General features: G+C 61.6%; 20 protein-coding genes. 13 read left to right on the forward strand and 7 right to left on the reverse strand.

Annotated elements, in window-relative coordinates; translation table 11 throughout:
- Positions 1 to 139 precede the first annotated feature (139 nt).
- The 10 genes from ACMDCM_RS04855 to ACMDCM_RS04900 all read left to right on the forward strand — a co-directional run bounded on the left by ACMDCM_RS04855 (position 140) and on the right by ACMDCM_RS04900 (position 9,847).
- Positions 140 to 910 (forward strand): pyridoxine 5'-phosphate synthase, encoded by a 771-nt coding sequence (locus ACMDCM_RS04855; protein WP_412772513.1) that lies wholly within the window; start codon positions 140 to 142, stop codon positions 908 to 910.
- Positions 907 to 1,326: a holo-ACP synthase gene (gene acpS, locus ACMDCM_RS04860; RefSeq protein ID WP_412772514.1), complete on the forward strand. Its 420-nt coding sequence runs from the start codon at positions 907 to 909 to the stop codon at positions 1,324 to 1,326. The genes ACMDCM_RS04855 and acpS overlap by 4 nt, the downstream gene beginning before the upstream one ends.
- A 421-nt stretch (positions 1,327 to 1,747) precedes the next feature.
- Positions 1,748 to 2,506, forward strand: a complete 759-nt coding sequence (lepB, locus tag ACMDCM_RS04865) for a signal peptidase I (protein ID WP_412772515.1) — start codon at positions 1,748 to 1,750, stop codon at positions 2,504 to 2,506.
- A 44-nt stretch (positions 2,507 to 2,550) separates the two neighbouring features.
- The gene (gene rnc / locus ACMDCM_RS04870) at positions 2,551 to 3,303 is read left to right on the forward strand and encodes a ribonuclease III (RefSeq protein WP_412774667.1); all 753 of its coding nucleotides are present in this window, start codon (positions 2,551 to 2,553) and stop codon (positions 3,301 to 3,303) included.
- A complete protein-coding gene (gene era, locus ACMDCM_RS04875; RefSeq protein ID WP_412772516.1) occupies positions 3,300 to 4,211 on the forward strand; it encodes a GTPase Era in 912 nt (303 codons plus the stop codon). Before rnc ends, era begins: the two co-directional genes overlap by 4 nt.
- A gap of 6 nt (positions 4,212 to 4,217) precedes the next feature.
- Positions 4,218 to 4,595 (forward strand): hypothetical protein, encoded by a 378-nt coding sequence (locus tag ACMDCM_RS04880; protein ID WP_412772517.1) that lies wholly within the window; start codon positions 4,218 to 4,220, stop codon positions 4,593 to 4,595.
- A 45-nt stretch (positions 4,596 to 4,640) separates the two neighbouring features.
- Positions 4,641 to 5,402 (forward strand): DNA repair protein RecO, encoded by a 762-nt coding sequence (recO, locus tag ACMDCM_RS04885; protein WP_412772518.1) that lies wholly within the window; start codon positions 4,641 to 4,643, stop codon positions 5,400 to 5,402.
- Between the two features lie 186 nt (positions 5,403 to 5,588).
- Positions 5,589 to 7,838, forward strand: coding sequence for a DNA topoisomerase IV subunit A (gene parC, locus ACMDCM_RS04890; RefSeq protein WP_412772519.1), 2,250 nt, complete (start codon positions 5,589 to 5,591; stop codon positions 7,836 to 7,838).
- A gap of 141 nt (positions 7,839 to 7,979) precedes the next feature.
- Positions 7,980 to 8,336, forward strand: coding sequence for an arsenate reductase (glutaredoxin) (gene arsC / locus ACMDCM_RS04895; RefSeq protein WP_412772520.1), 357 nt, complete (start codon positions 7,980 to 7,982; stop codon positions 8,334 to 8,336).
- 122 nt (positions 8,337 to 8,458) lie between these two features.
- On the forward strand, positions 8,459 to 9,847 hold the full coding sequence (locus ACMDCM_RS04900; protein WP_412772521.1) for an Nramp family divalent metal transporter: 1,389 nt from the start codon (positions 8,459 to 8,461) through the stop codon (positions 9,845 to 9,847).
- Here the strand turns inward: ACMDCM_RS04900 and ACMDCM_RS04905 are convergent.
- The 3 genes from ACMDCM_RS04905 to hemB all read right to left on the reverse strand — a co-directional run bounded on the left by ACMDCM_RS04905 (position 9,844) and on the right by hemB (position 12,674).
- The gene (locus ACMDCM_RS04905) at positions 9,844 to 10,626 is read right to left on the reverse strand and encodes an arginyltransferase (protein ID WP_412772522.1); all 783 of its coding nucleotides are present in this window, start codon (positions 10,624 to 10,626) and stop codon (positions 9,844 to 9,846) included. The genes ACMDCM_RS04900 and ACMDCM_RS04905 overlap by 4 nt on opposite strands.
- A gap of 80 nt (positions 10,627 to 10,706) precedes the next feature.
- Positions 10,707 to 11,258 carry an RDD family protein gene (locus tag ACMDCM_RS04910; RefSeq protein ID WP_412772523.1) on the reverse strand — a complete coding sequence of 184 codons (552 nt, stop codon included), beginning with the start codon at positions 11,256 to 11,258 and terminating at the stop codon, positions 10,707 to 10,709.
- Between the two features lie 354 nt (positions 11,259 to 11,612).
- Positions 11,613 to 12,674 carry a porphobilinogen synthase gene (gene hemB / locus ACMDCM_RS04915; RefSeq protein WP_412774668.1) on the reverse strand — a complete coding sequence of 354 codons (1,062 nt, stop codon included), beginning with the start codon at positions 12,672 to 12,674 and terminating at the stop codon, positions 11,613 to 11,615.
- A gap of 173 nt (positions 12,675 to 12,847) precedes the next feature.
- Between hemB and ACMDCM_RS04920 the strand changes: the two genes are divergently transcribed.
- The 3 genes from ACMDCM_RS04920 (at position 12,848) to ACMDCM_RS04930 (ending at position 14,682) form a co-directional block, all read left to right on the forward strand.
- On the forward strand, positions 12,848 to 13,312 hold the full coding sequence (locus tag ACMDCM_RS04920; RefSeq protein WP_412772524.1) for a DUF6163 family protein: 465 nt from the start codon (positions 12,848 to 12,850) through the stop codon (positions 13,310 to 13,312).
- Positions 13,313 to 13,686: 374 nt separating this feature from the next.
- Complete coding sequence (ldtR, locus tag ACMDCM_RS04925; protein WP_412774669.1) at positions 13,687 to 14,202, forward strand: transcriptional regulator LdtR; 516 nt, start codon at positions 13,687 to 13,689, stop codon at positions 14,200 to 14,202.
- A gap of 183 nt (positions 14,203 to 14,385) precedes the next feature.
- Positions 14,386 to 14,682 (forward strand): antibiotic biosynthesis monooxygenase family protein, encoded by a 297-nt coding sequence (locus ACMDCM_RS04930; RefSeq protein ID WP_412772525.1) that lies wholly within the window; start codon positions 14,386 to 14,388, stop codon positions 14,680 to 14,682.
- Positions 14,683 to 14,786: 104 nt separating this feature from the next.
- Here ACMDCM_RS04930 and ACMDCM_RS04935 read toward each other — a convergent pair whose 3' ends face one another.
- The 4 genes from ACMDCM_RS04935 to ACMDCM_RS04950 all read right to left on the reverse strand — a co-directional run bounded on the left by ACMDCM_RS04935 (position 14,787) and on the right by ACMDCM_RS04950 (position 18,640).
- Positions 14,787 to 15,884 (reverse strand): AI-2E family transporter, encoded by a 1,098-nt coding sequence (locus ACMDCM_RS04935; RefSeq protein ID WP_412774670.1) that lies wholly within the window; start codon positions 15,882 to 15,884, stop codon positions 14,787 to 14,789.
- 297 nt (positions 15,885 to 16,181) lie between these two features.
- Positions 16,182 to 17,591, reverse strand: coding sequence for a type I glutamate--ammonia ligase (gene glnA / locus ACMDCM_RS04940; protein ID WP_412772526.1), 1,410 nt, complete (start codon positions 17,589 to 17,591; stop codon positions 16,182 to 16,184).
- A 90-nt stretch (positions 17,592 to 17,681) separates the two neighbouring features.
- A complete protein-coding gene (locus ACMDCM_RS04945; RefSeq protein WP_011510702.1) occupies positions 17,682 to 18,020 on the reverse strand; it encodes a P-II family nitrogen regulator in 339 nt (112 codons plus the stop codon).
- A 350-nt stretch (positions 18,021 to 18,370) separates the two neighbouring features.
- A complete protein-coding gene (locus tag ACMDCM_RS04950) occupies positions 18,371 to 18,640 on the reverse strand; it encodes a DUF3253 domain-containing protein (RefSeq protein ID WP_412772527.1) in 270 nt (89 codons plus the stop codon).
- Positions 18,641 to 18,733 lie beyond the last annotated feature (93 nt).

Below are 18,733 nucleotides of genomic sequence, written 5' to 3' on the forward strand. Positions count from 1 at the left end.
GAAGAGGTCGGCTGCGCAGCAGCCGGGTGAGGGGACGCCGTCTGTCGACCATCCGGAATGACCCTTCGCTCAACTCTCTTCCGATAGGAGAGGGAGTGCGTTTTCACTATCGATAAGCTGAACTATATAAGAGATCCTGATGTCCAACCCTCCCGCGATCCGTCTCGGACTCAATGTCGATCACGTCGCCACCCTGCGCAATGCCAGGGGAAGCGCGCGGCCAGATCCGGTCCGCATCGCGCTTGCGGCGATCGAAGCGGGCGTCGACGGCATCACGGCGCATCTGCGCGAGGATCGGCGCCACATTCGCGATGCCGACATGGCGCGGCTGAAGGCTGAAATTCCAAAACCGCTGAATTTCGAAATGGCCGCGACGGCCGAGATGCAGCGAATTGCGCTGGCCACCAAGCCGCACGCGGTCTGTCTCGTGCCGGAGCGCCGCGAGGAATTGACCACCGAAGGCGGGCTCGACCTGGTCGGACAACGTGACGCGCTGGCGCCGTTCATCGCGAAATTCAACGACGCCGGCATCCAGGTGTCGCTGTTCATTTCCGCCGACCCGCAGCAGATCGAGACAGCGGCTCAACTTCGCGCGCCGGCCATCGAGATTCATACCGGCGGCTGGTGCGATGCCGTCGTCGACGGTCATAAGGAGAAGGCGGATGCCGAATGGCGCCGCATTGTCGAAGGCGCCGCATTGGCCAGGGCGGCCGGCCTTGAGGTTCACGCCGGGCATGGCCTGGATTACGCGACGGCGGAGACAATCGCGGCGCTGCCCGAAATCGTCGAACTCAACATCGGTTACTTCATGATGGGCGAGGCGCTGCTTGTCGGGATCGCCGAGACCGTTCGCGCCATGCGTGCTGCCATGGATCGCGGACGCGCAACGTTGAAGACGCGCACGGCATGATCATCGGCATCGGCTCCGACCTGGTCGACATCCGCCGGGTGGCAAAAGTTATCGAGCGGCACGGTGACCGGTTTCTCAACCGCATCTTCACCGACGCCGAGCGGGCGAAGGCCTGGCGACGCGCCAACAATGAAAAGATGGTGGTGGCGACCTACGCAAAACGATTCGCTGCGAAGGAAGCTTGCGCAAAAGCGCTCGGAACCGGAATCCGCCGAGGCGTATGGTGGCGGGACATGGGCGTCGTCAACCTGCCGGCGGGGCAGCCCACCATGATGCTCACGGGCGGAGCGCTGAAGCGGCTGCAATCGCTGACGCCGCAGGGGCTTGAGGCGCGGATCGACGTGAGCCTTGCCGACGACTGGCCGTTAGCTCAGGCCTTTGTCATAATTTCGGCTGTCGCACCGGGCAAGATTTAGGCCCCTCGTTGTGACTCTGAAACTAAATATCTTATCTATCAGGTAGTTAGGCGGTTTTTGCGACGCGGTTGATTGCGCGGGCGTGAACAACCGTCTAAAACGCCGCAGGATTGTTCCGGAGTAGCAAAAGGGGGGCAGAAGCTTGCTTCATTACTTCGGCGAGTCGGTCAAGCGAGCTTCTCAATCACAAACCGCTCATAAAGTTGCTAGTATTCCCTGATTCCGAAGTTTGCGTCGGGGATTGCTGCAGGACGGCGAACTGCGGAATCGGCTACCAGGAGAATTCAGCACGGATCATGAGGGATTGCGTGCGAATTCGTCCAGACACCAGAATTGATTGCGTTTTACGCGGAACGGACACGTTTTGCCATGAAACGCTTTGTTGTCGCCCCTGAGCGGCGGCGGCGGGTAAAGGGAAGCGATGGGCGTGACATCCGGAACCAAGACTGAAAGCGGCGTCGGCGAAACGGTTCGCGTCGTCATTCACGCACTTATCATCGCCCTGGTGATCCGGACTTTCCTATTCCAGCCGTTCAACATTCCTTCCGGATCGATGAAGTCCACGCTGCTGGTCGGCGACTATCTGTTCGTTTCGAAATACTCGTACGGCTACAGTCATTTTTCCATTCCATTCTCACCGCCGCTGTTTTCCGGACGTATCTTCGGCTCCGAACCGAACCGCGGCGATGTCGTGGTGTTTCGTCTGCCGAAGGACAACACCACCGATTACATCAAGCGGGTGATCGGGTTACCGGGTGACCGCATCCAGATGAAGGAAGGGCTGCTCTATATCAACGACAAGCCGGTGCAGCGGCAGCGGCTGCCGGATTTTGTCGGGGAGGACCCTTGCGGTTCCGACGCGACGGCGCGTGTCAAGCAGTGGCAGGAAACCTTGCCGAACGGCGTCACCTACAAGACGCTCGATTGCGTCGACAACGGCTTCTACGACAATACAAATGTCTACACCGTGCCGCCCGGCCATTACTTCATGATGGGCGACAACCGCGACAACTCGACTGACAGCCGGGTGCTCTCCGCGGTCGGCTATGTGCCCTTCGAGAACCTCATCGGGCGGGCGCAGATGATCTTCTTCTCGATCGGGGAGGGCGAGCAGGCCTGGCAGATCTGGCGCTGGCCCACCGCTGTGCGGTGGCATCGCATATTTTCCATCGTGCGATGATCGACGAAGCGGCTGACATAAAGCCAGTCTCGACCTCCGACGATATGGCCGCGCCATCCGGCGCGGGGCCGAAGGCGCCTGCGCCGAAGAAGAAGCGGGCCAGGACCAGCGCCAAGGCAGTCATGGCCGCGATCGAACAGCGGCTGGGTCATAAGTTCGCCGATATGTCGCTCCTCACCACGGCCTTCACCCACGTCTCGGCGCTGAAGCCATCGCGCGCACGCGGCGACAGTTACCAGCGTCTCGAATTCCTCGGCGATCACGTGCTCGGTCTGGTGGTCTCCGACATGCTCTACCGCGCCTTTCCCAAGGCGGACGAAGGCGAGTTGTCGAAGCGGCTCGCCGAACTCGTGCGCAGGGAGACCTGCATCGATGTCGCCAAATCGCTCGATCTGGTCGAGGGCATCAAGCTGGGCGCGGTGGGCGCCGGCGCCGGGGCGCGGCTGCGCCGATCCGTGCTCGGCGACATCTGCGAGGCGGTGATCGGCGCGGTCTATCTCGACGGCGGCTATGCGGCCGCGGCGGCCTTCGTCGAGCGCAACTGGCTAGAGCGGATGCGCAAGCCGGTGCGGCCGCTGCGGGATCCGAAGACCGTGCTGCAGGAGTGGGCGCAGGGCCAGGGGTTGCCGACGCCGGTTTATCGCGAAGTGGAGCGCACCGGGCCGCATCACGACCCGCGCTTCCGCGTCGCGGTGGAGTTGCCGGGGCTGGAAGCGTCCGAGGGCGTCGGCGGCAGCAAGCGCGCGGCGGAAAAGGCGGCGGCGTCGGCGATGATCGCCCGTGAAGGTGTCAAGTGAGCGAGAGTGCTGCGGCGACGCGATGCGGTTTCGTCGCGTTGATCGGAGCGCCCAACGTCGGCAAGTCCACCCTGGTCAATGCGCTGGTCGGCTCGAAAGTCACCATCGTCTCGCGCAAGGTGCAGACCACCCGCGCGCTGATCCGCGGCATCGTCGTGGAGAACAACGCCCAGATCGTTCTGGTCGATACGCCCGGCATCTTCACGCCGAAGCGCCGGCTCGACCGCGCCATGGTCTCGACCGCCTGGAGCGGCGCCCACGACGCCGATCTCGTCTGCGTGCTGCTCGATGCGCGCGCCGGGATCGATGACGAGGCAGACGCCATCCTGACGAAGCTCGCGAGCGTGGCGCATCCGAAAATTCTGGTGCTGAACAAGATCGATCTCGTGCCCCGCGACAGGCTGCTGGCGCTGGCAAGCGCGGCCAACGCGCGCCTTGCCTTCGAGGATACCTTCATGATCTCCGCGCTGTCCGGCGACGGCGTCGACGATCTTCGCCGCGCGCTCGCGGCGCGCGTGCCGGAAGGACCGTTTCACTATCCGGAAGACCAGATGTCGGACGCGCCGTTGCGCCATCTCGCCGCCGAAATTACCCGCGAGAAAATCTATCGTCATCTGCATCAGGAATTGCCGTATCAATCGACGGTCGAAACCGACACCTGGACCGAGCGCAACGACAAATCGGTTCGCATCGAACAGACCATCTTTGTCGAACGCGACAGTCAGCGTAAGATCGTGCTCGGCAAGGGCGGCGCGACCATCAAGGCGATCGGCGCAGACTCCCGCAAGGAGATCGCCGAGATTTTAGGTCAGCCTGTGCACCTGTTCCTGTTTGTGAAGGTGCGTGAGAACTGGGGTGACGATCCGAACCGTTATCGCGAAATGGGACTGGAATTTCCAAAGTCGTAGGGTGCCATGATCATCCCGAGAAACGTACTGCGGTTTGAAGTCCTGCTGTATCTGTCGCTCCTGATCGATACGTTGTCGGCTGCGTTCGTGGAACGCGCGCCGCCTTACGGCGGCGATGCCGCGGCGGCAGGCGGCGATATGTTCGTCGTTCTCGTGTTCATGTTTTTCCTGCTTCTGGTCTGGCTTGCCGCGCGGTACCGGAAGAACTGGGCGCGATGGACATTGGTTGCGGCGCTCGCGCTTTCGGTGCTTTCGCTGTTCGATTCACTGAACCGCGGGCTGACGCTGTCCTCCGGCATCGATCTGTTTTCGACCGTCTTGGCCGGGGCCGGGATGTATTTTTCATTCACGGATGACGCGAAAGACTGGTTCAACTCCGTCTGATCGGTGGCTGCGAAACGCCGCGCGATATTATAGGCTGGGGCCATCATGGAATGGACCGACGATGGCATCGTGCTCGGGGTGCGGCGGCATGGCGAATCCTCGGCCATCGTCGAGCTTCTGACGCGCGGCCATGGCCGCCATCTCGGCCTTGTGCGCGGCGGCGCCGGATCGCGGATGCGTCCGCTGTTGCAGCCCGGAAACTCGGTCAGCGCGCTGTGGCGCGCGCGACTTGACGAGCATCTCGGTACTTACGCGCTGGAGAGCACGCGAATGCGCGCGGCGACCCTGCTTGCGGCGTCTCATGCGGCCTATGGCGTGACCCATCTGGCGGCGCTGGCGCGGCTGCTGCCGGAGCGCGATCCGCATGAGGATATTTTCGAGATGCTGGAGCGGACGCTGGACGACTTTGACACGGCGGATGAGGCGGCGATTCATCTGATCCGGTTCGAACTGGCGATGCTGTCCGAACTCGGTTTCGGTCTCGATCTGTCCGTCTGCGTGGCGACCGGCGCGACCGCCGACCTCGTTTATGTGTCGCCGAAATCGGGAGGCGCGGTCTCGCGGCAGGCCGGCGAACCCTGGCGCGACCGGCTTTTGCGGCTGCCATCGTTTTTGCGAGGGGATGACAGCGTCGGGCAGGACTGGTCCGAACAGGACGTGCGTGACGGGTTCGAACTGACCGGTCGCTTCCTGTTGCGCCACGTTTTGGAGCCGCGCGGGCAGGGCCATTCCGACGCGCGCGCCGGGTTCATCAATGCGGTGATGAAGCATCGGGCGCGGGCTGGCGCAAGAGCAATTCCCGGATAGGAATGGGTTCAAGCGCCATGCGCGCGGAGCGGGCATCCAGTCAAAGTGTCGCCTTCGCGATGATTGATCCAGGGTTGAAGCGTACCGGATCATCTTCGCGGATGATGACCACCAGCCTGGCTTGGCATGCGATTCCGGCCTGATTCGCGCCTTGTCGCCGCACTCGGCAGGCGTTAACCCGTCTCCATGGGAAAACGATTGATTCCGGCCGAGCCTGCCGAAATTCACGAGGTGCAACTGCGGGATGCGCTGGAAGAGCGCTACCTCGCCTATGCGTTGTCCACCATCATGCACCGCGCGCTGCCGGACGCGCGCGACGGCCTCAAGCCGGTGCATCGCCGCATCCTTTACGGGATGCGGCTGCTGCGGCTCGATCCCGGCTCTGCCTTCAAGAAATCCGCGAAGATCGTCGGCGACGTGATGGGTTCGTTCCATCCGCATGGCGATCAGGCGATCTACGACGCCATGGTGCGGCTCGCGCAGGACTTCGCCTCGCGCTATCCGCTGGTCGACGGTCAGGGCAACTTCGGTAATATCGACGGCGATAATCCCGCCGCCTATCGCTACACCGAAGCGCGCATGACCGACGTGGCGCGGCTGCTGCTCGACGGGATCGACGAGGACGCCGTCGAGTTCCGCCCCAACTACGACGGCCAGAGCCGTGAGCCGGTGGTGTTGCCGGGCGGTTTTCCGAATCTGCTCGCCAATGGCGCGCAGGGCATTGCGGTCGGCATGGCGACGGCGATTCCGCCGCACAACGCTGCCGAACTCTGCGACGCCGCGCTGCATCTGATCGACAAGCCGGACGCGAAGTCGAAGTCGCTGCTGCGCTGGGTCAAGGGCCCGGACTTTCCGACCGGCGGCATCATCATCGATTCCAAGGAGAGCATCGCGGAAGCCTACGCCACCGGACGTGGCGGCTTCCGCACCCGCGCCAAGTGGCACCGCGAGGAGGGAGCGCGCGGCACCTGGGTCATCGTGGTCACCGAAATCCCGTGGCTGGTGCAGAAGTCGCGGCTGATCGAAAAAATCGCCGAACTGCTCAACGAGAAGAAGCTGCCGCTGGTCGGCGACATCAGGGACGAGTCGGCCGAAGACATCCGCGTCGTCATCGAGCCAAAGTCACGCAACGTCGATCCCGAACTGGTGATGGAATCGCTGTTCAGGCTGACGGAACTTGAAAGCCGGATTTCGCTCAACCTCAACGTTCTCATCAAGGGCAAGATTCCGAAGGTTGTCGGCCTTGCGGAATGTCTTCGCGAATGGCTCGACCATCTGCGGGATGTGCTGCTGCGGCGCTCGGCCTATCGCAAGGCGCAGATCGAGCACCGGCTGGAGGTGCTCGGCGGCTATCTGATCGCGTACCTGAACATCGACAAGGTCATCAAGATCATCCGCACCGAGGACGAGCCGAAGCCGGCCTTGATGAAGGCGTTCAAGCTGACGGAGATACAGGCCGACGCCATTCTCAACATGCGCCTGCGCTCCTTGCGCAAGCTCGAGGAAATGGAAATCCGCACCGAGGACAAGAACCTTCGTAACGAACTGAAAGGCATCAACAAGATCCTCGGCTCGGAAACCGAGCAATGGGCCAAGGTCGGCGAACAGGTTCGCAATGTGCGTGACATGTTCGGACCCAAGACGCCGCTCGGCAAGCGCCGTACTGTTTTCGCCGACGCGCCGGAACATGATCTCGCCGCGCTCGAGGAGTCGCTCGTCGAGCGCGAGCCGGTTACGATCGTCGTCTCCGACAAGGGTTGGGTGCGGACGCTGAAGGGCCACGTCGAGGACCTGTCGAGCTTGTCGTTCAAGACCGACGACAAGCTCGGTTTTGCGTTCTTCGCCGAGACCACGTCCAAGCTGTTGCTGTTCGCCACCAACGGCAGATTCTATTCGCTCGATGTCGCGAAACTGCCGGGCGGGCGCGGCCATGGCGAGCCGATCCGGCTGTTCATCGATCTGGAACAGGATGCGGCGATCGTGTCGCTGTTCGTCAACACCGGGGGCCGCAAGTTCCTGATCGCGAGTCACGAGGGGCAGGGGTTCGTCGTCAACGAGGACGATTGCGTCGGCACCACGCGCAAGGGCAAGCAGGTGCTCAACGTCGAGATGCCGAACGAGGCGAAGGCGATCGCGACGGTCTCGGGCGATCAGGTCGCCGTTATCGGCACCAACCACAAGATGGTCGTCTTTCCGCTGGACCAGGTGCCGGAGATGGCGCGCGGTCGCGGCGTGCGGCTGCAGAAGTATAAGGGCGCGGGCCTGTCGGACGTCACTGTTTTCGATTCAAAAGCCGGACTGACGTGGAAGGATTCCGCGGGCCGCGAGCAGGGCCTGAGCTGGAAGGACTTGTCCGACTGGCGCGGCAACCGCGCCGACGCCGGCCGCCTCGCGCATGGCCTGCCGAAGTCGAACAAGTTCGGCCGCGCCATATGACATCGCGGATATAGCGTTTTCGAGCGAAGTGGATACCGGTTCGCGTGAAGGAAACGCGTCAAATCAAAATCCTAGAGCCCGTTTCGCTTCTGATTCCATCAGAAGCGAAACGGGCTCTAGACATCTGAGCGGATGCCGACCATGACCGTGACGATCTATCACAATCCATCGTGCAGCACGTCCCGCAACACGCTGGCGATGATCCGGCAGAGCGGCGAGGAGCCGGTGGTCGTCGAATATCTCAAGAATCCGCCGGATCGCGCACGACTTCGCGCCCTGGCTGACGCCATGGGTTTACCCATCCGTGGGCTGCTGCGGGAGAAGGGCACGCCCTACGCCGAACTCGATCTCGGCAATCCCAAATGGAGCGACGACCAGATTCTCGATTTCATGCTGGCGCACCCGATCCTGATTCAGCGCCCGATCGTGGAAACGCCGAAGGGCGCGCGGATATGCCGTCCGCCCGAGACGGTGCTCGAATTGCTCGATCGGAAGTAGCTCCAGCCCGAATAGATTTGGCTGGGTCGTCTGGCCCTCAAGGCCTGTCCGGCTGCAATGCCTTGCTAGATGCATTTGCAAATTAGTTGCATTAAGATCTAATATAGTCCATTATTCAGTCGATGGATGTGAAAACGCCTGCCTTGCCGTCTGAACCGGCGCCGGAGCCGTCGCAGGGACCCGATTCGGCTGTGGCCGGCTGGCGTTCGGAAGCGCCTGCCCGTCCAAGCCTTGAGGAGGTCCATGCGACGGTGCGGGTGCCATCGACCGGGCATTGGCTGCGCCGCCTGCTGGCTTTCACGGGTCCCGGCTACATGGTCTCGGTGGGATACATGGACCCCGGCAACTGGGCCACCGATATCGCGGGCGGCTCGCGGTTCGGTTACACGCTGCTGTCGGTCATCCTGCTGTCGAACCTCATGGCGATCCTGTTGCAGGCGCTGGCCGCGCGGCTTGGGATCGCCTCTGGCCGTGATCTCGCACAGGCCTGCCGGGAGAGCTATTCGCGGCCGGTCAATTTCATGCTCTGGCTGGTCTGCGAGGCCGCGATCATCGCCTGCGATCTGGCCGAGGTGATCGGCACGGCGATCGCGTTGCAGTTGCTGTTCGGCATTCCGCTGATCGGCGGTGCGCTGATCGCTGCGCTGGACGCCTTTCTGCTGTTGCTGTTGATGAATCGGGGCTTCCGATTTCTTGAGGCCTTCGTGGTCGCGCTGCTGATCGTGATCGCGGTCTGTTTTGCGATCCAGGTCGCCGCCGCCGCGCCACCGGTCGCCGGGATTCTGCGCGGCTTCGCGCCGTCGCGCGAGATCGTCACCAATCCGGAAATGCTCTATATCGCCATCGGCATCATCGGCGCGACGGTCATGCCGCATAACCTCTACCTGCATTCGTCGATCGTGCAGACGCGGGCCTATCCGCGCACGGAGGAGGGACGGCGGATCGCGATCCGGTGGGCGACCGCCGATAGCACGCTGGCGCTGATGCTGGCCCTGTTCGTCAACGCTTCCATCCTGATCGTGGCCGCCGCGGTGTTTCACCGCAGCGGCCATACCGAGGTGGCCGAAATCGGCGATGCGTTCAGGTTGCTTTCGCCGCTCCTGGGTCTCGGCATCGCCTCGACGCTGTTCGCCGTCGCGCTGCTCGCATCGGGCATCAACTCCACGGTGACGGCCACGCTCGCCGGCCAGATCGTGATGGAAGGCTTCCTGCGTCTGCGGATGCCGATGTGGGCACGACGGCTCGTCACCCGCGGCATCGCCATTGTTCCGGTGATTGCCGTCACCGCGGTTTATGGCGAGCGCGGGACCGCGCAGCTTCTCGTTCTCAGTCAGGTCGTCCTGTCGATGCAGTTGCCGTTCGCGGTGATCCCGCTGGTCCGCTTCGTCTCGGACCGGCGCAGGATGGGCGAGTTCGCGATTTCTCCGGTGTGGGCTGCCACGGCGTGGCTGGTGGCCGGTGTCATCGTAATCCTCAACGTCAAGCTGCTATTTGACACGATCGCCGGTTAGGGCCGGTTGCGGATCTGGTCCGGCGGCTCGTGCTGGGATTCGCCGTTGGCGTCGACGCGCAACCAACCCGTGGGCGCGAGTCGTTGCTGCGGCAGGAAGCGGCCCTTGTAGCCCATCTTCCGCGACCCTTCGATCCAGTAGCCGAGGTACACATAGGGAAGGCCGAGCTGCCGCGCGCGAGAGACATGATCAAGGATCATGAAAGTGCCAAGCGAACGGTTCCGTTCGGACGGTTCGAAGAACGAATAGACCATCGAAAGCCCGTCGCTGAGCACATCGGTGAGCGCTACCCCCACCAGATCGCCGCGTTCGTCCAGCGGGCTGCGCCTGCGATACTCGATGATTCGGGTCTCGACATGGCTGTCTTCCACCATCATGGCGTAATCGAGGACGGTCATGTCGGCCATGCCGCCGTGGCGGTGGCGCCGGTCGAGATAGGCGCGGAATATCGAATATTGCTCCGACGTCGGCACCGCGGCCCGCATGGTGCCGGCGACGTCGGCATTGCGCGCCAGCACCCTGCGGAAACCGCGCGAGGGTCGAAATTCGTCGGCGATCACCCGCACCGAAACGCAGGCGCGACACTGGTCGCAGGCCGGACGGTAGGCGATCGACTGGCTGCGTCGAAAGCCGCCATGGGTCAGCAGGTCGTTGAGGTCGCCGGCCTTCTCGCCGACGAGATGCGTGAATACCTTGCGTTCGCTACGGTCGGGCAGATACGGACACGGCGAAGGTGCCGTCAGGTAGAATTGCGGAGTGTCGCGCGAATGTTGGGTCACGGCGGTCTTGCAGGTCTCCGAAGCAGGTCATGCTGAGCATCGCGCTCCCGAGGCCGACCGTCAATCCGGTTGCGGCGATATCAATAACTTCGATAAGACTGCGCAACCGACGCGAGAACCGAATTGTTGATAATCACGGTTCCCAACAGCATGTCATGCAGCAACCGGCGACGTCCGTTGAAGAGGCCGGTCAGGAGAATGAGCGGCGTAAAGATCGATAGCGTGACCCAGAACAGGACCGCGTGCATGGCGCCGAGCACAAAATAGCCCGGCTCGCCGGACCAGGTTCGCATTTCCAGATCCATGACGCGCATTCCGACGGTCGCCGAATGCGGGCCGCCCAACGACGCGCCGTAATAGACGATGGCCCAGATCACGGAGGCGGGCGACACCAGCCAGAACAGCGCCCAGCCAAGTCCGAGCGTGACGACGCCGAACACCGCGATGAAGATCACGCCGAGAATCACCGGTGTCGAAAGCACCACGAGATCGATCAGGAATGCAAAAAAACGCCGCGTCAGGACGCCGCGAAACAGTTCAGGCTGCATCCAGGGGTCGAATGCATCGGACCGGAACCCGGCCGAGTTGCCGCTCCGCGTGGTGTTCGCGTTGTTGAAGTCTTCATCGGCCATGACCAATCCTCCACGGTCATCACGGCACTGCCTTGCCGCCCCCTCGACATGGCGACGTGCAGGCTGGGTTGCAAGGTCTCGCTGGTGGAGTGACATTCCCTACCCGGTTTGCAGCAAACGCGAAAAGCGAATGTCAAATCCAAAACTCCACTACAGCGTTTTCGGGCGAAGCGGAATCCGGTTCGCGTGAAGAAAACGGGCCAGATCAAGAACCTAGAGTTTTTCACCGTTTCCGTAAAACGATGAAAGACTCTAGAAACCCAAGAACGCCTGCCGCAACGGGACGCACATGTTAGAAGCGGACCATCAGGTCAAGGAGGCGGCAATGATGGCTCGCGACCGCGGGCGGGAACGTCAGCCTTTCCGGTTGAGTTTCTCCGCCGCCGCGGGTGCGAAATAAGTGAGTATGCCGTCGGCGCCGGCGCGTTTGAAGGCAACGAGGCTTTCCATCATGGCGCGGTCGCCGTCGATCCAGCCGTTGCCGGCCGCAGCGGCGATCATCGCATATTCGCCCGATACCTGGTAGGCGAAGGTCGGCATTCCAAACGTGTCCTTCACGCGCCGCACGATGTCGAGATAGGGCATGCCGGGCTTTACCAACACCATGTCGGCGCCCTCGGCGATGTCGAGTTCGACCTCGCGCAGGGCTTCGTCGGAGTTGGCGCTGTCCATCTGATATGTGCGCTTGTCGCCGGTGAGCGCCTTGGCCGAGCCGATGGCATCGCGGAACGGGCCGTAAAACGCCGACGCGTATTTGGCGGCGTAAGCCATGATCTGCACATCGACGAAACCGGCCTCGTCGAGGGCCTTTCGAATCGCGCCTACGCGCCCGTCCATCATGTCCGACGGAGCAATGATGTCGCAGCCGGCTTCGGCCTGTACCAGCGCCTGCTGGACCAGCACCGCGACGGTTTCGTCATTGAGGATTTTGCCGTCCTCGACCAGACCGTCATGGCCATGGCTGGTGAACGGGTCGAGCGCCACGTCGCAGAGCACGCCGAGGTCCGGAAACTCTCGCTTGATGGCGCGGACCGACTTGCACACCAGGTTCTTGGCATTGAGGGCTTCGCTGCCGCTGTCATCCCGCAGGGCGGGGTCGGTATGGGGGAACAGCGCGATGCAGGGAATGTTCAGTTTCAGCGCCCGTTCGGCGTCGCGCACGCATTCCTCGACGCTGAGGCGGTCCACACCGGGCATCGAGGCCACCGGCGTCCGCCTGTCGGCGCCGTCGGCCACGAACAGGGGCCAGATCAGATCGTCGGTGGTCAGAATACTTTCACGGACCAGACGGCGGACCCATTCAGCTTTGCGGTTGCGGCGCAGCCGGGCGACGAGGTCGAGCGGAGGAGCAGCGATGGCGGCCTCGCGGCGGGGTCCATCCCGCATTTCAATGGGACGCCCGTATTTTATCGCCATGTTGCCGACACTCCCGAAGACACAAAACCGATTTGATTTTGTTTCAATTCTAACACCAGGAACCGGCTTCGTCACCGCGCTCACGCCGGGCGCGACGCAGTTGATTATAATATGGTAGCTAAAGCCATGAGGCCCCTTTGCATGACTATCGCTCCCGGTCACGAGCGCTCCTGATGTCTGAAACGTCATCTCGTGAGCGGACGCAGCCGGACAATGCCATGTCGGTGGCGGGAATTTCGTCCGCGCGGACTGAAGCGGATGAAAATCTATGGACCCGGCGACTGGTAATGTTCCTGCGTATCATGGCGGTGCTGTCGCTCGCCACCGGGCTCTATCATTGGGCCCGGGTCACCGGATTCATCGGCGGCGAAGACGATGCGTTTGAGAATCAGACCGTGGCCCGGCAGGCTGCGACGATCTACTTCGCGGTGATCGAACTGGTGGCCGCTGTCGGCCTGTGGCTCGCCACGCCGTGGGGCGCCGTCGTGTGGCTCACCACCGTCGTCTCGATGGCTGTGGTCGAACTGATGTTTCCGCAGATCTATGGCGGCAATCTGGCCGTCGTCGGAATCGGAACGGCAATGCTCATGGCGTATCTGGCGCTGGCCTGGATGGCGGCGCGCGAGCGGCCGCCATGAAATCCCTTGCCAAATCCTCGCCGGCGTTGAGCCGGCGATTTGCATCAATTTTTCCGAGGATTTTTTCCGGTAAGGATTCGATCACCCTAACGGCGCGGTCATCGATGTTGACAGGATCTTTCGAATTCGCGCGGGCCTGTTCCCGAATGCGACAACAGCCGCAGACGAAGCGTGAACAACACGGCGGAAACGTCAAGTAAAGGTTTCGGAAAGCCCTGATGTGAAGGGCTTAATCGGGGATTCACTGTCTTAAATTCATGATGTCTTTATTGTCTTATTTAAGCTGATCTTCAAACGACTCCCCTAAGTTCCAGTTATCAGGCGGAACAAAAGTTTTCGTCGAATAAGTCGAAAAAACGACAACAGGGGAAGTCATCATGAAAGCCGTTGCGAAGGCTCACGAGCCCGCGGAACAGGTCGCCGGCGAAGCGCCGGTGCAGTCGCTCTATCTCGAAGCACTGACCTTGGTCGAGCGGCTGCATCGTCGCCTGCTCGATGTCATCAAGGATGAATTCGATCGTCGCGGTCGCGCCGACATCAATTCGGTGCAAGCGCTTCTCCTCTACAACATCGGCGACAAAGAGCTGACGGCCGGCGAACTGCGGACGCGCGGCTACTATCTCGGCTCCAACGTCTCCTACAACCTGAAGAAGCTTGTCGAGCTGGGATTCCTCGATCATCAGCGCTCGCGCGTCGATCGCCGCTCGGTGCGCATCCGCCTGACCGCGCAGGGCCAGGAAATCCGCCACATCGTCGACGCGCTCTACCAGAAGCACGTCAAGACCGTCGAGCAGGTCGGCGGCATCTCGAACGAGGAGTTTGCGACGTTGAACAAGTCGCTGCATCGTCTCGAGCGCTTCTGGACGGATCAGATTCTGTATCGGCTCTGAGTTTCTCCGGGAACAGGGCGAAGCCGGCGGCAAGATCGGCAGCTCGTTCTCCGGATCTCCTGAAAGACATTCCCCGCATCTGAACGCATCGGCCCCGATTCACGGGCGCCGGTGCGTTTTTGCTGTGCCATTGTCGGCCGCTGCCGCTTGCGTTATACAGGGATGCACAAAGGGTCTCCTCGGATGATTACCGAAATCGCGCAAATCGACATCAAGCCGGGCAGCGAAGCGGATTTCGAGGCCGCGATCGGCCAGGCGCAGACGATTTTCAAGCGTTGCAAAGGCTGGAAAAGTTTCGAGCTGCACCGCTCTATCGAGAAGCCGTCGCGTTACCGACTGTTGATCAAGTGGGAAACGCTTGAGAACCATACCGTGGACTTTCGGGAATCGACAAATTTCACCGAATGGCGCGCGCTGGTCGGGCCGCATTTCGCTTCGCCCCCCGAGGTGGAGCACACCAATACGGTTACGACCTTTTAGAGCGTTCACGGTGACACGGAATCAATCCGCGCTCGATTGGTGGATTGCCGGGTCAAGCCCGGCAATGGGATCATCGAGATGCTTCCGTCAGGGTATGAAGCACTCTAGCTTGCCGCTTTGGCGAAGTGCTTTTCGCCATCGGCGCGCAGGAAGTCGATGACGACCTTGCCGATCGCGAGCAGGGGCAGGGCAAGCGCCAACCCCCAGACGCCGAAGACGATGCCGAGCAGAATCTGGAACGCGAATAGCGTCGCCGGCGGAATGTCGAGCGCCTGGCGCTGGATGATCGGCGTGAGCACGTAACTTTCCAGCGCATGGACGCCGAGAAACAGCACGAACGCGCTTGCGGCCGCCACCCATCCAGACGCCAAACTCGCCAGCACCACGATCAACCCGCCGAGCAGCGCGCCGATGGTGGGAATGAAGGCAAGCAAACCGGCCTGAATGCCGAGGATGAAGGAACTCTGGATGCCGATGATCTCGAGGCCGATCCAGGTCACCAGAAACACCGCGGCCATGGTGACCATCTGGGCGATCAGCCATCGTTCCAGGGTATCACCGATCCTGTCGACCAGAATCGTCACGGTCGCACGGTGTTTCGCCGGCGTCATGCTGAGCAAGCCCTTGCGATAGACGGCTGGCTGAGCGGCGAAGCAAAGGCCGAGGAACAGCACGATGAAGAAATTTCCGACGGCGCTGACGGTGCCGAGGACGAGTTTCAGCGTCTGACTGACGATCGCGGTTCCGCTTGAGGCAAGCGTGCCGGCGCTCGGCAGGTTGTGCTGAACATTTGCCGCCGGCGTCTCCCCGGTTTTCGCGGTTCCGGGAATTCTCGGCGGCTCGGAAGTTTTCGAGGATTCGGACGAATTGAGACCGCTCAAATTGAAGTAACTGGTGTCGACGCCATTTTTCTCGAGGAATGATTTGACGGTCACGAGCTGAGATTTGATCGTATTGCTCAGTACGGCGGTTTGCTGCGCGATCGTCGTTCCCCCGAGCACCATGACGCCCGCCAGGACGGCGGCGAGCGCGAGGCAGACGATCGTCAGCCGCAACGCATGAGGCAGGGGAATGACGCGGCCGAGCAGACTTGTGATGGCGTTGAGAGCGACGCCAAGCAACACACCGGCAAAGATCAGGAAGAGCGTTGCCGCGAATTCCCAGGCGAGCAGCAGCAGCGCCCCGAACAGGACGACGGCCATCCCTCCGGTCGCGATCGCCCATGCCAGATCGGTGCGGGTTTGCCCTTTGCCTGTGGTGTGGTCGGTCACGGTCGCCTCCGGTTCTGAGCCCGCAGTGTTCCGTTAAACGCCGTGCGGAATCAAGCGCCACTCCGCCCTGTGACGCCGGGCAACAGGTTGACTGCCTTCTGAAATGGGCGAGGCCATCCTGCCGCTTGTGTCCGGGTAGCAACGCCGGAGGATTTGAGGCAAGGGGGTGCAGCCAAACCAAGGAGGCGCTCCGTCGGGAGCGCCTCCTGTGTTTCGAGAACGGACCGATCAGTACGAATAGTACATATCGAACTCGACCGGGTGTGGCGTCATTTCGAAACGCATCACGTCGGTCATTTTCAATTCGAGATAGGCGTCGATGAAGTCGTCGTCGAACACGCCGCCGTTCTTCAGGAAGGCGCGGTCCTTGTCGAGGTTTTCCAGCGCCTCGCGCAATGAACCGCAGACCGTCGGAATCTGCTTCAGCTCTTCCTTCGGCAGGTCGTAGAGGTCCTTGTCCATCGCCGGTCCCGGGTCGATCTTGTTCTTGATGCCGTCGAGGCCCGCCATCAGCATCGCCGCGAAGGCGAGGTACGGATTGGCCATCGGGTCGGGGAAGCGAACCTCCACGCGCTTGGCTTTCGGCGAGGTCGTGTAGGGAATGCGGCACGATGCCGAACGGTTGCGCGCGGAGTAGGCGAGCAGCACCGGCGCCTCGTAGCCCGGGACCAGACGCTTGTAGGAGTTGGTCGACGGGTTGGTGAAGGCGTTGATCGCCTTGGCGTGCCTGATGATGCCGCCGATGTAGTACAGGCAGGTCTCCGACAGGTCGGCGTATTTGTTGCCGGCGAAGGTCGGCTTGCCGTCCTTCCAGATCGACTGGTGGACGTGCATGCCCGAGCCGTTGTCGCCGAAGATCGGCTTCGGCATGAAGGTGGCGGTCTTGCCGTAGATATGCGCGACCTGGTGGATGCAGTATTTGTAGATCTGCATCTGGTCGGCCATGTGGGTCAGCGTGTCGAACTTCATGCCGAGTTCGTGCTGGGCCGATGCGACCTCGTGATGGTGCTTTTCGACCCTGACCCCCATCTTGGCCATGGCGGCCAGCATTTCGGAGCGCATGTCCTGCACCGAGTCCTGCGGCGGGACCGGGAAGTACCCGCCTTTGGTGCGGATGCGATGGCCGAGGTTGCCGCCTTCGTATTCGGTTGCCGAGTTGGTCGGCAGTTCGGATGAATCCAGCTTGAAGCCGGTGTTGTACGGATCGGCCGAGAAGCGGACGTCGTCGAACACGAAGAATTCGGCCTCGGGGCCGACATACACGGTATCGCCCACGCCCATCGACTTCACCATCGCCTCGGCCTTTTTGGCGATGCCGCGCGGGTCGCGATTATAGGGCTCGCCGGTGGAGGGCTCCAGAATGTCGCAGGTGATGACCATCGTCGTTTCGGCGAAGAACGGATCGATCGAGGCCGTCGTCGGGTCGAGCATCAGCATCATGTCGGACTCGTTGATTGCCTTCCAGCCGGCGATCGACGAGCCGTCGAACATCGTGCCCTCGGCGAAAATGTCCTCGTCGATCATGCTGACGTCGAAGGTGACGTGTTGCCACTTGCCGCGCGGATCGGTGAAACGCAGATCGACGTATTTTACGTCGTTGTCCTTGATCGATTTCAGGACGTCGTTGGCGGTCTTCATAAATACCCCTTGTCTCTGCTGGTTTTCGTGATCGGCAGCGCGAAGCGGCCGTTGGTATGGCTTGATGTGTGGATGCTGCTTGCCAGGGCTCTAGATGGCGTCGAGGCCGGATTCTCCCGTTCGGATTCGGATGGCTTCCTCGATATTGGATACGAAAATCTTGCCGTCGCCGATGCGGCCCGTCTGTGCGGCGCGCCTGATGGCGTCGATGGCCTTTTCGACCAGATCATCTCCGATCACGATTTCGATTTTGACCTTGGGCAGGAAGTCCACGACGTATTCCGCGCCGCGATAGAGTTCGGCGTGTCCCTTCTGCCGGCCAAAGCCTTTTGCCTCGATCACGGTGATGCCCTGCAATCCGATCTCCTGAAGCGCTTCCTTTACCTCGTCGAGCTTGAACGGTTTGATGATGGCTTCGATCTTTTTCACTGAACGTCTCCTGGCGCTTCCAATTTCCAGCCGGTGCCCGATGCGCGCTGCTGCCTGCAGCACCGGTCATGCACTGGTTTTCGGACGGACAAAAGTCGCGAGACACGCTTCATTACCTGCCAGGGCAACACAGATCGAACTGACCCTCTCAAAGCAGGGTTTGTGCCAACTCGCGGTGACGTGCAATTTTCCAACGATATCAGGTGATTTTAGAGCGAACCTTGGATGTCATAGCAGCGTGCCGGGACGACTGTCAGATTACAAATTAGGCAACAGGTTTATTTTTTGTGCAGCCATGCGCCTTTCGAGCCGCCTGTCCCAATTTTCGTATTCCTGTCTGCCATTTGCGTTCAATCCTGCCGCGGCAGGCCCATCCGGTACACGCCGCGGAAGTCCAGGGGATCGGCCGGCTTGCCTTTGCGATAGATCACGAGACGGCCGGACTGCGCCAGGACCACGGCCGCGCGCCGGATCGGCTTCAACAGACCGTGCCAGTCGGATTCGGCGGCAATCGCTTGCGCGATCTCCGGCGCGCTCAGCGTCCGCGTGACATCGCGCGTCAGGACCTTGAGAATGCTGTCTTCGAGGGACGGTGGCGGCTGCGAATCTTGCGTGGTCATGGGATGATGCCATGACGCAGTGATAGTTGCTCTGCAAGTGGAAGAGCCCAATACGGGACTCAATCGAAATAGCTGCATACGGAGGTAAGACCG

Origin of the sequence: Nitrobacter sp., from assembly GCF_047149785.1 — a bacterium.
Lineage (GTDB): Bacteria > Pseudomonadota > Alphaproteobacteria > Rhizobiales > Xanthobacteraceae > Nitrobacter.

Coding starts and splice junctions, on each gene's coding strand:
- ACMDCM_RS04910 (WP_412772523.1), bottom strand. CDS start 11,258: ATGGCCGATGAAGACTTCAACAACGCGAACACCACGCGGAGCGGCAAC.
- glnA (WP_412772526.1), bottom strand. CDS start 17,591: ATGAAGACCGCCAACGACGTCCTGAAATCGATCAAGGACAACGACGTA.
- recO (WP_412772518.1), top strand. CDS start 4,641: ATGGAATGGACCGACGATGGCATCGTGCTCGGGGTGCGGCGGCATGGC.
- ACMDCM_RS04920 (WP_412772524.1), top strand. CDS start 12,848: ATGTCTGAAACGTCATCTCGTGAGCGGACGCAGCCGGACAATGCCATG.
- rnc (WP_412774667.1), top strand. CDS start 2,551: ATGGCCGCGCCATCCGGCGCGGGGCCGAAGGCGCCTGCGCCGAAGAAG.
- lepB (WP_412772515.1), top strand. CDS start 1,748: ATGGGCGTGACATCCGGAACCAAGACTGAAAGCGGCGTCGGCGAAACG.
- ACMDCM_RS04900 (WP_412772521.1), top strand. CDS start 8,459: ATGGATGTGAAAACGCCTGCCTTGCCGTCTGAACCGGCGCCGGAGCCG.
- parC (WP_412772519.1), top strand. CDS start 5,589: ATGGGAAAACGATTGATTCCGGCCGAGCCTGCCGAAATTCACGAGGTG.
- ACMDCM_RS04880 (WP_412772517.1), top strand. CDS start 4,218: ATGATCATCCCGAGAAACGTACTGCGGTTTGAAGTCCTGCTGTATCTG.
- ACMDCM_RS04935 (WP_412774670.1), bottom strand. CDS start 15,884: ATGGCCGTCGTCCTGTTCGGGGCGCTGCTGCTGCTCGCCTGGGAATTC.
- hemB (WP_412774668.1), bottom strand. CDS start 12,674: ATGGCGATAAAATACGGGCGTCCCATTGAAATGCGGGATGGACCCCGC.
- arsC (WP_412772520.1), top strand. CDS start 7,980: ATGACCGTGACGATCTATCACAATCCATCGTGCAGCACGTCCCGCAAC.
- ACMDCM_RS04950 (WP_412772527.1), bottom strand. CDS start 18,640: ATGACCACGCAAGATTCGCAGCCGCCACCGTCCCTCGAAGACAGCATT.
- ACMDCM_RS04855 (WP_412772513.1), top strand. CDS start 140: ATGTCCAACCCTCCCGCGATCCGTCTCGGACTCAATGTCGATCACGTC.
- acpS (WP_412772514.1), top strand. CDS start 907: ATGATCATCGGCATCGGCTCCGACCTGGTCGACATCCGCCGGGTGGCA.
- ACMDCM_RS04930 (WP_412772525.1), top strand. CDS start 14,386: ATGATTACCGAAATCGCGCAAATCGACATCAAGCCGGGCAGCGAAGCG.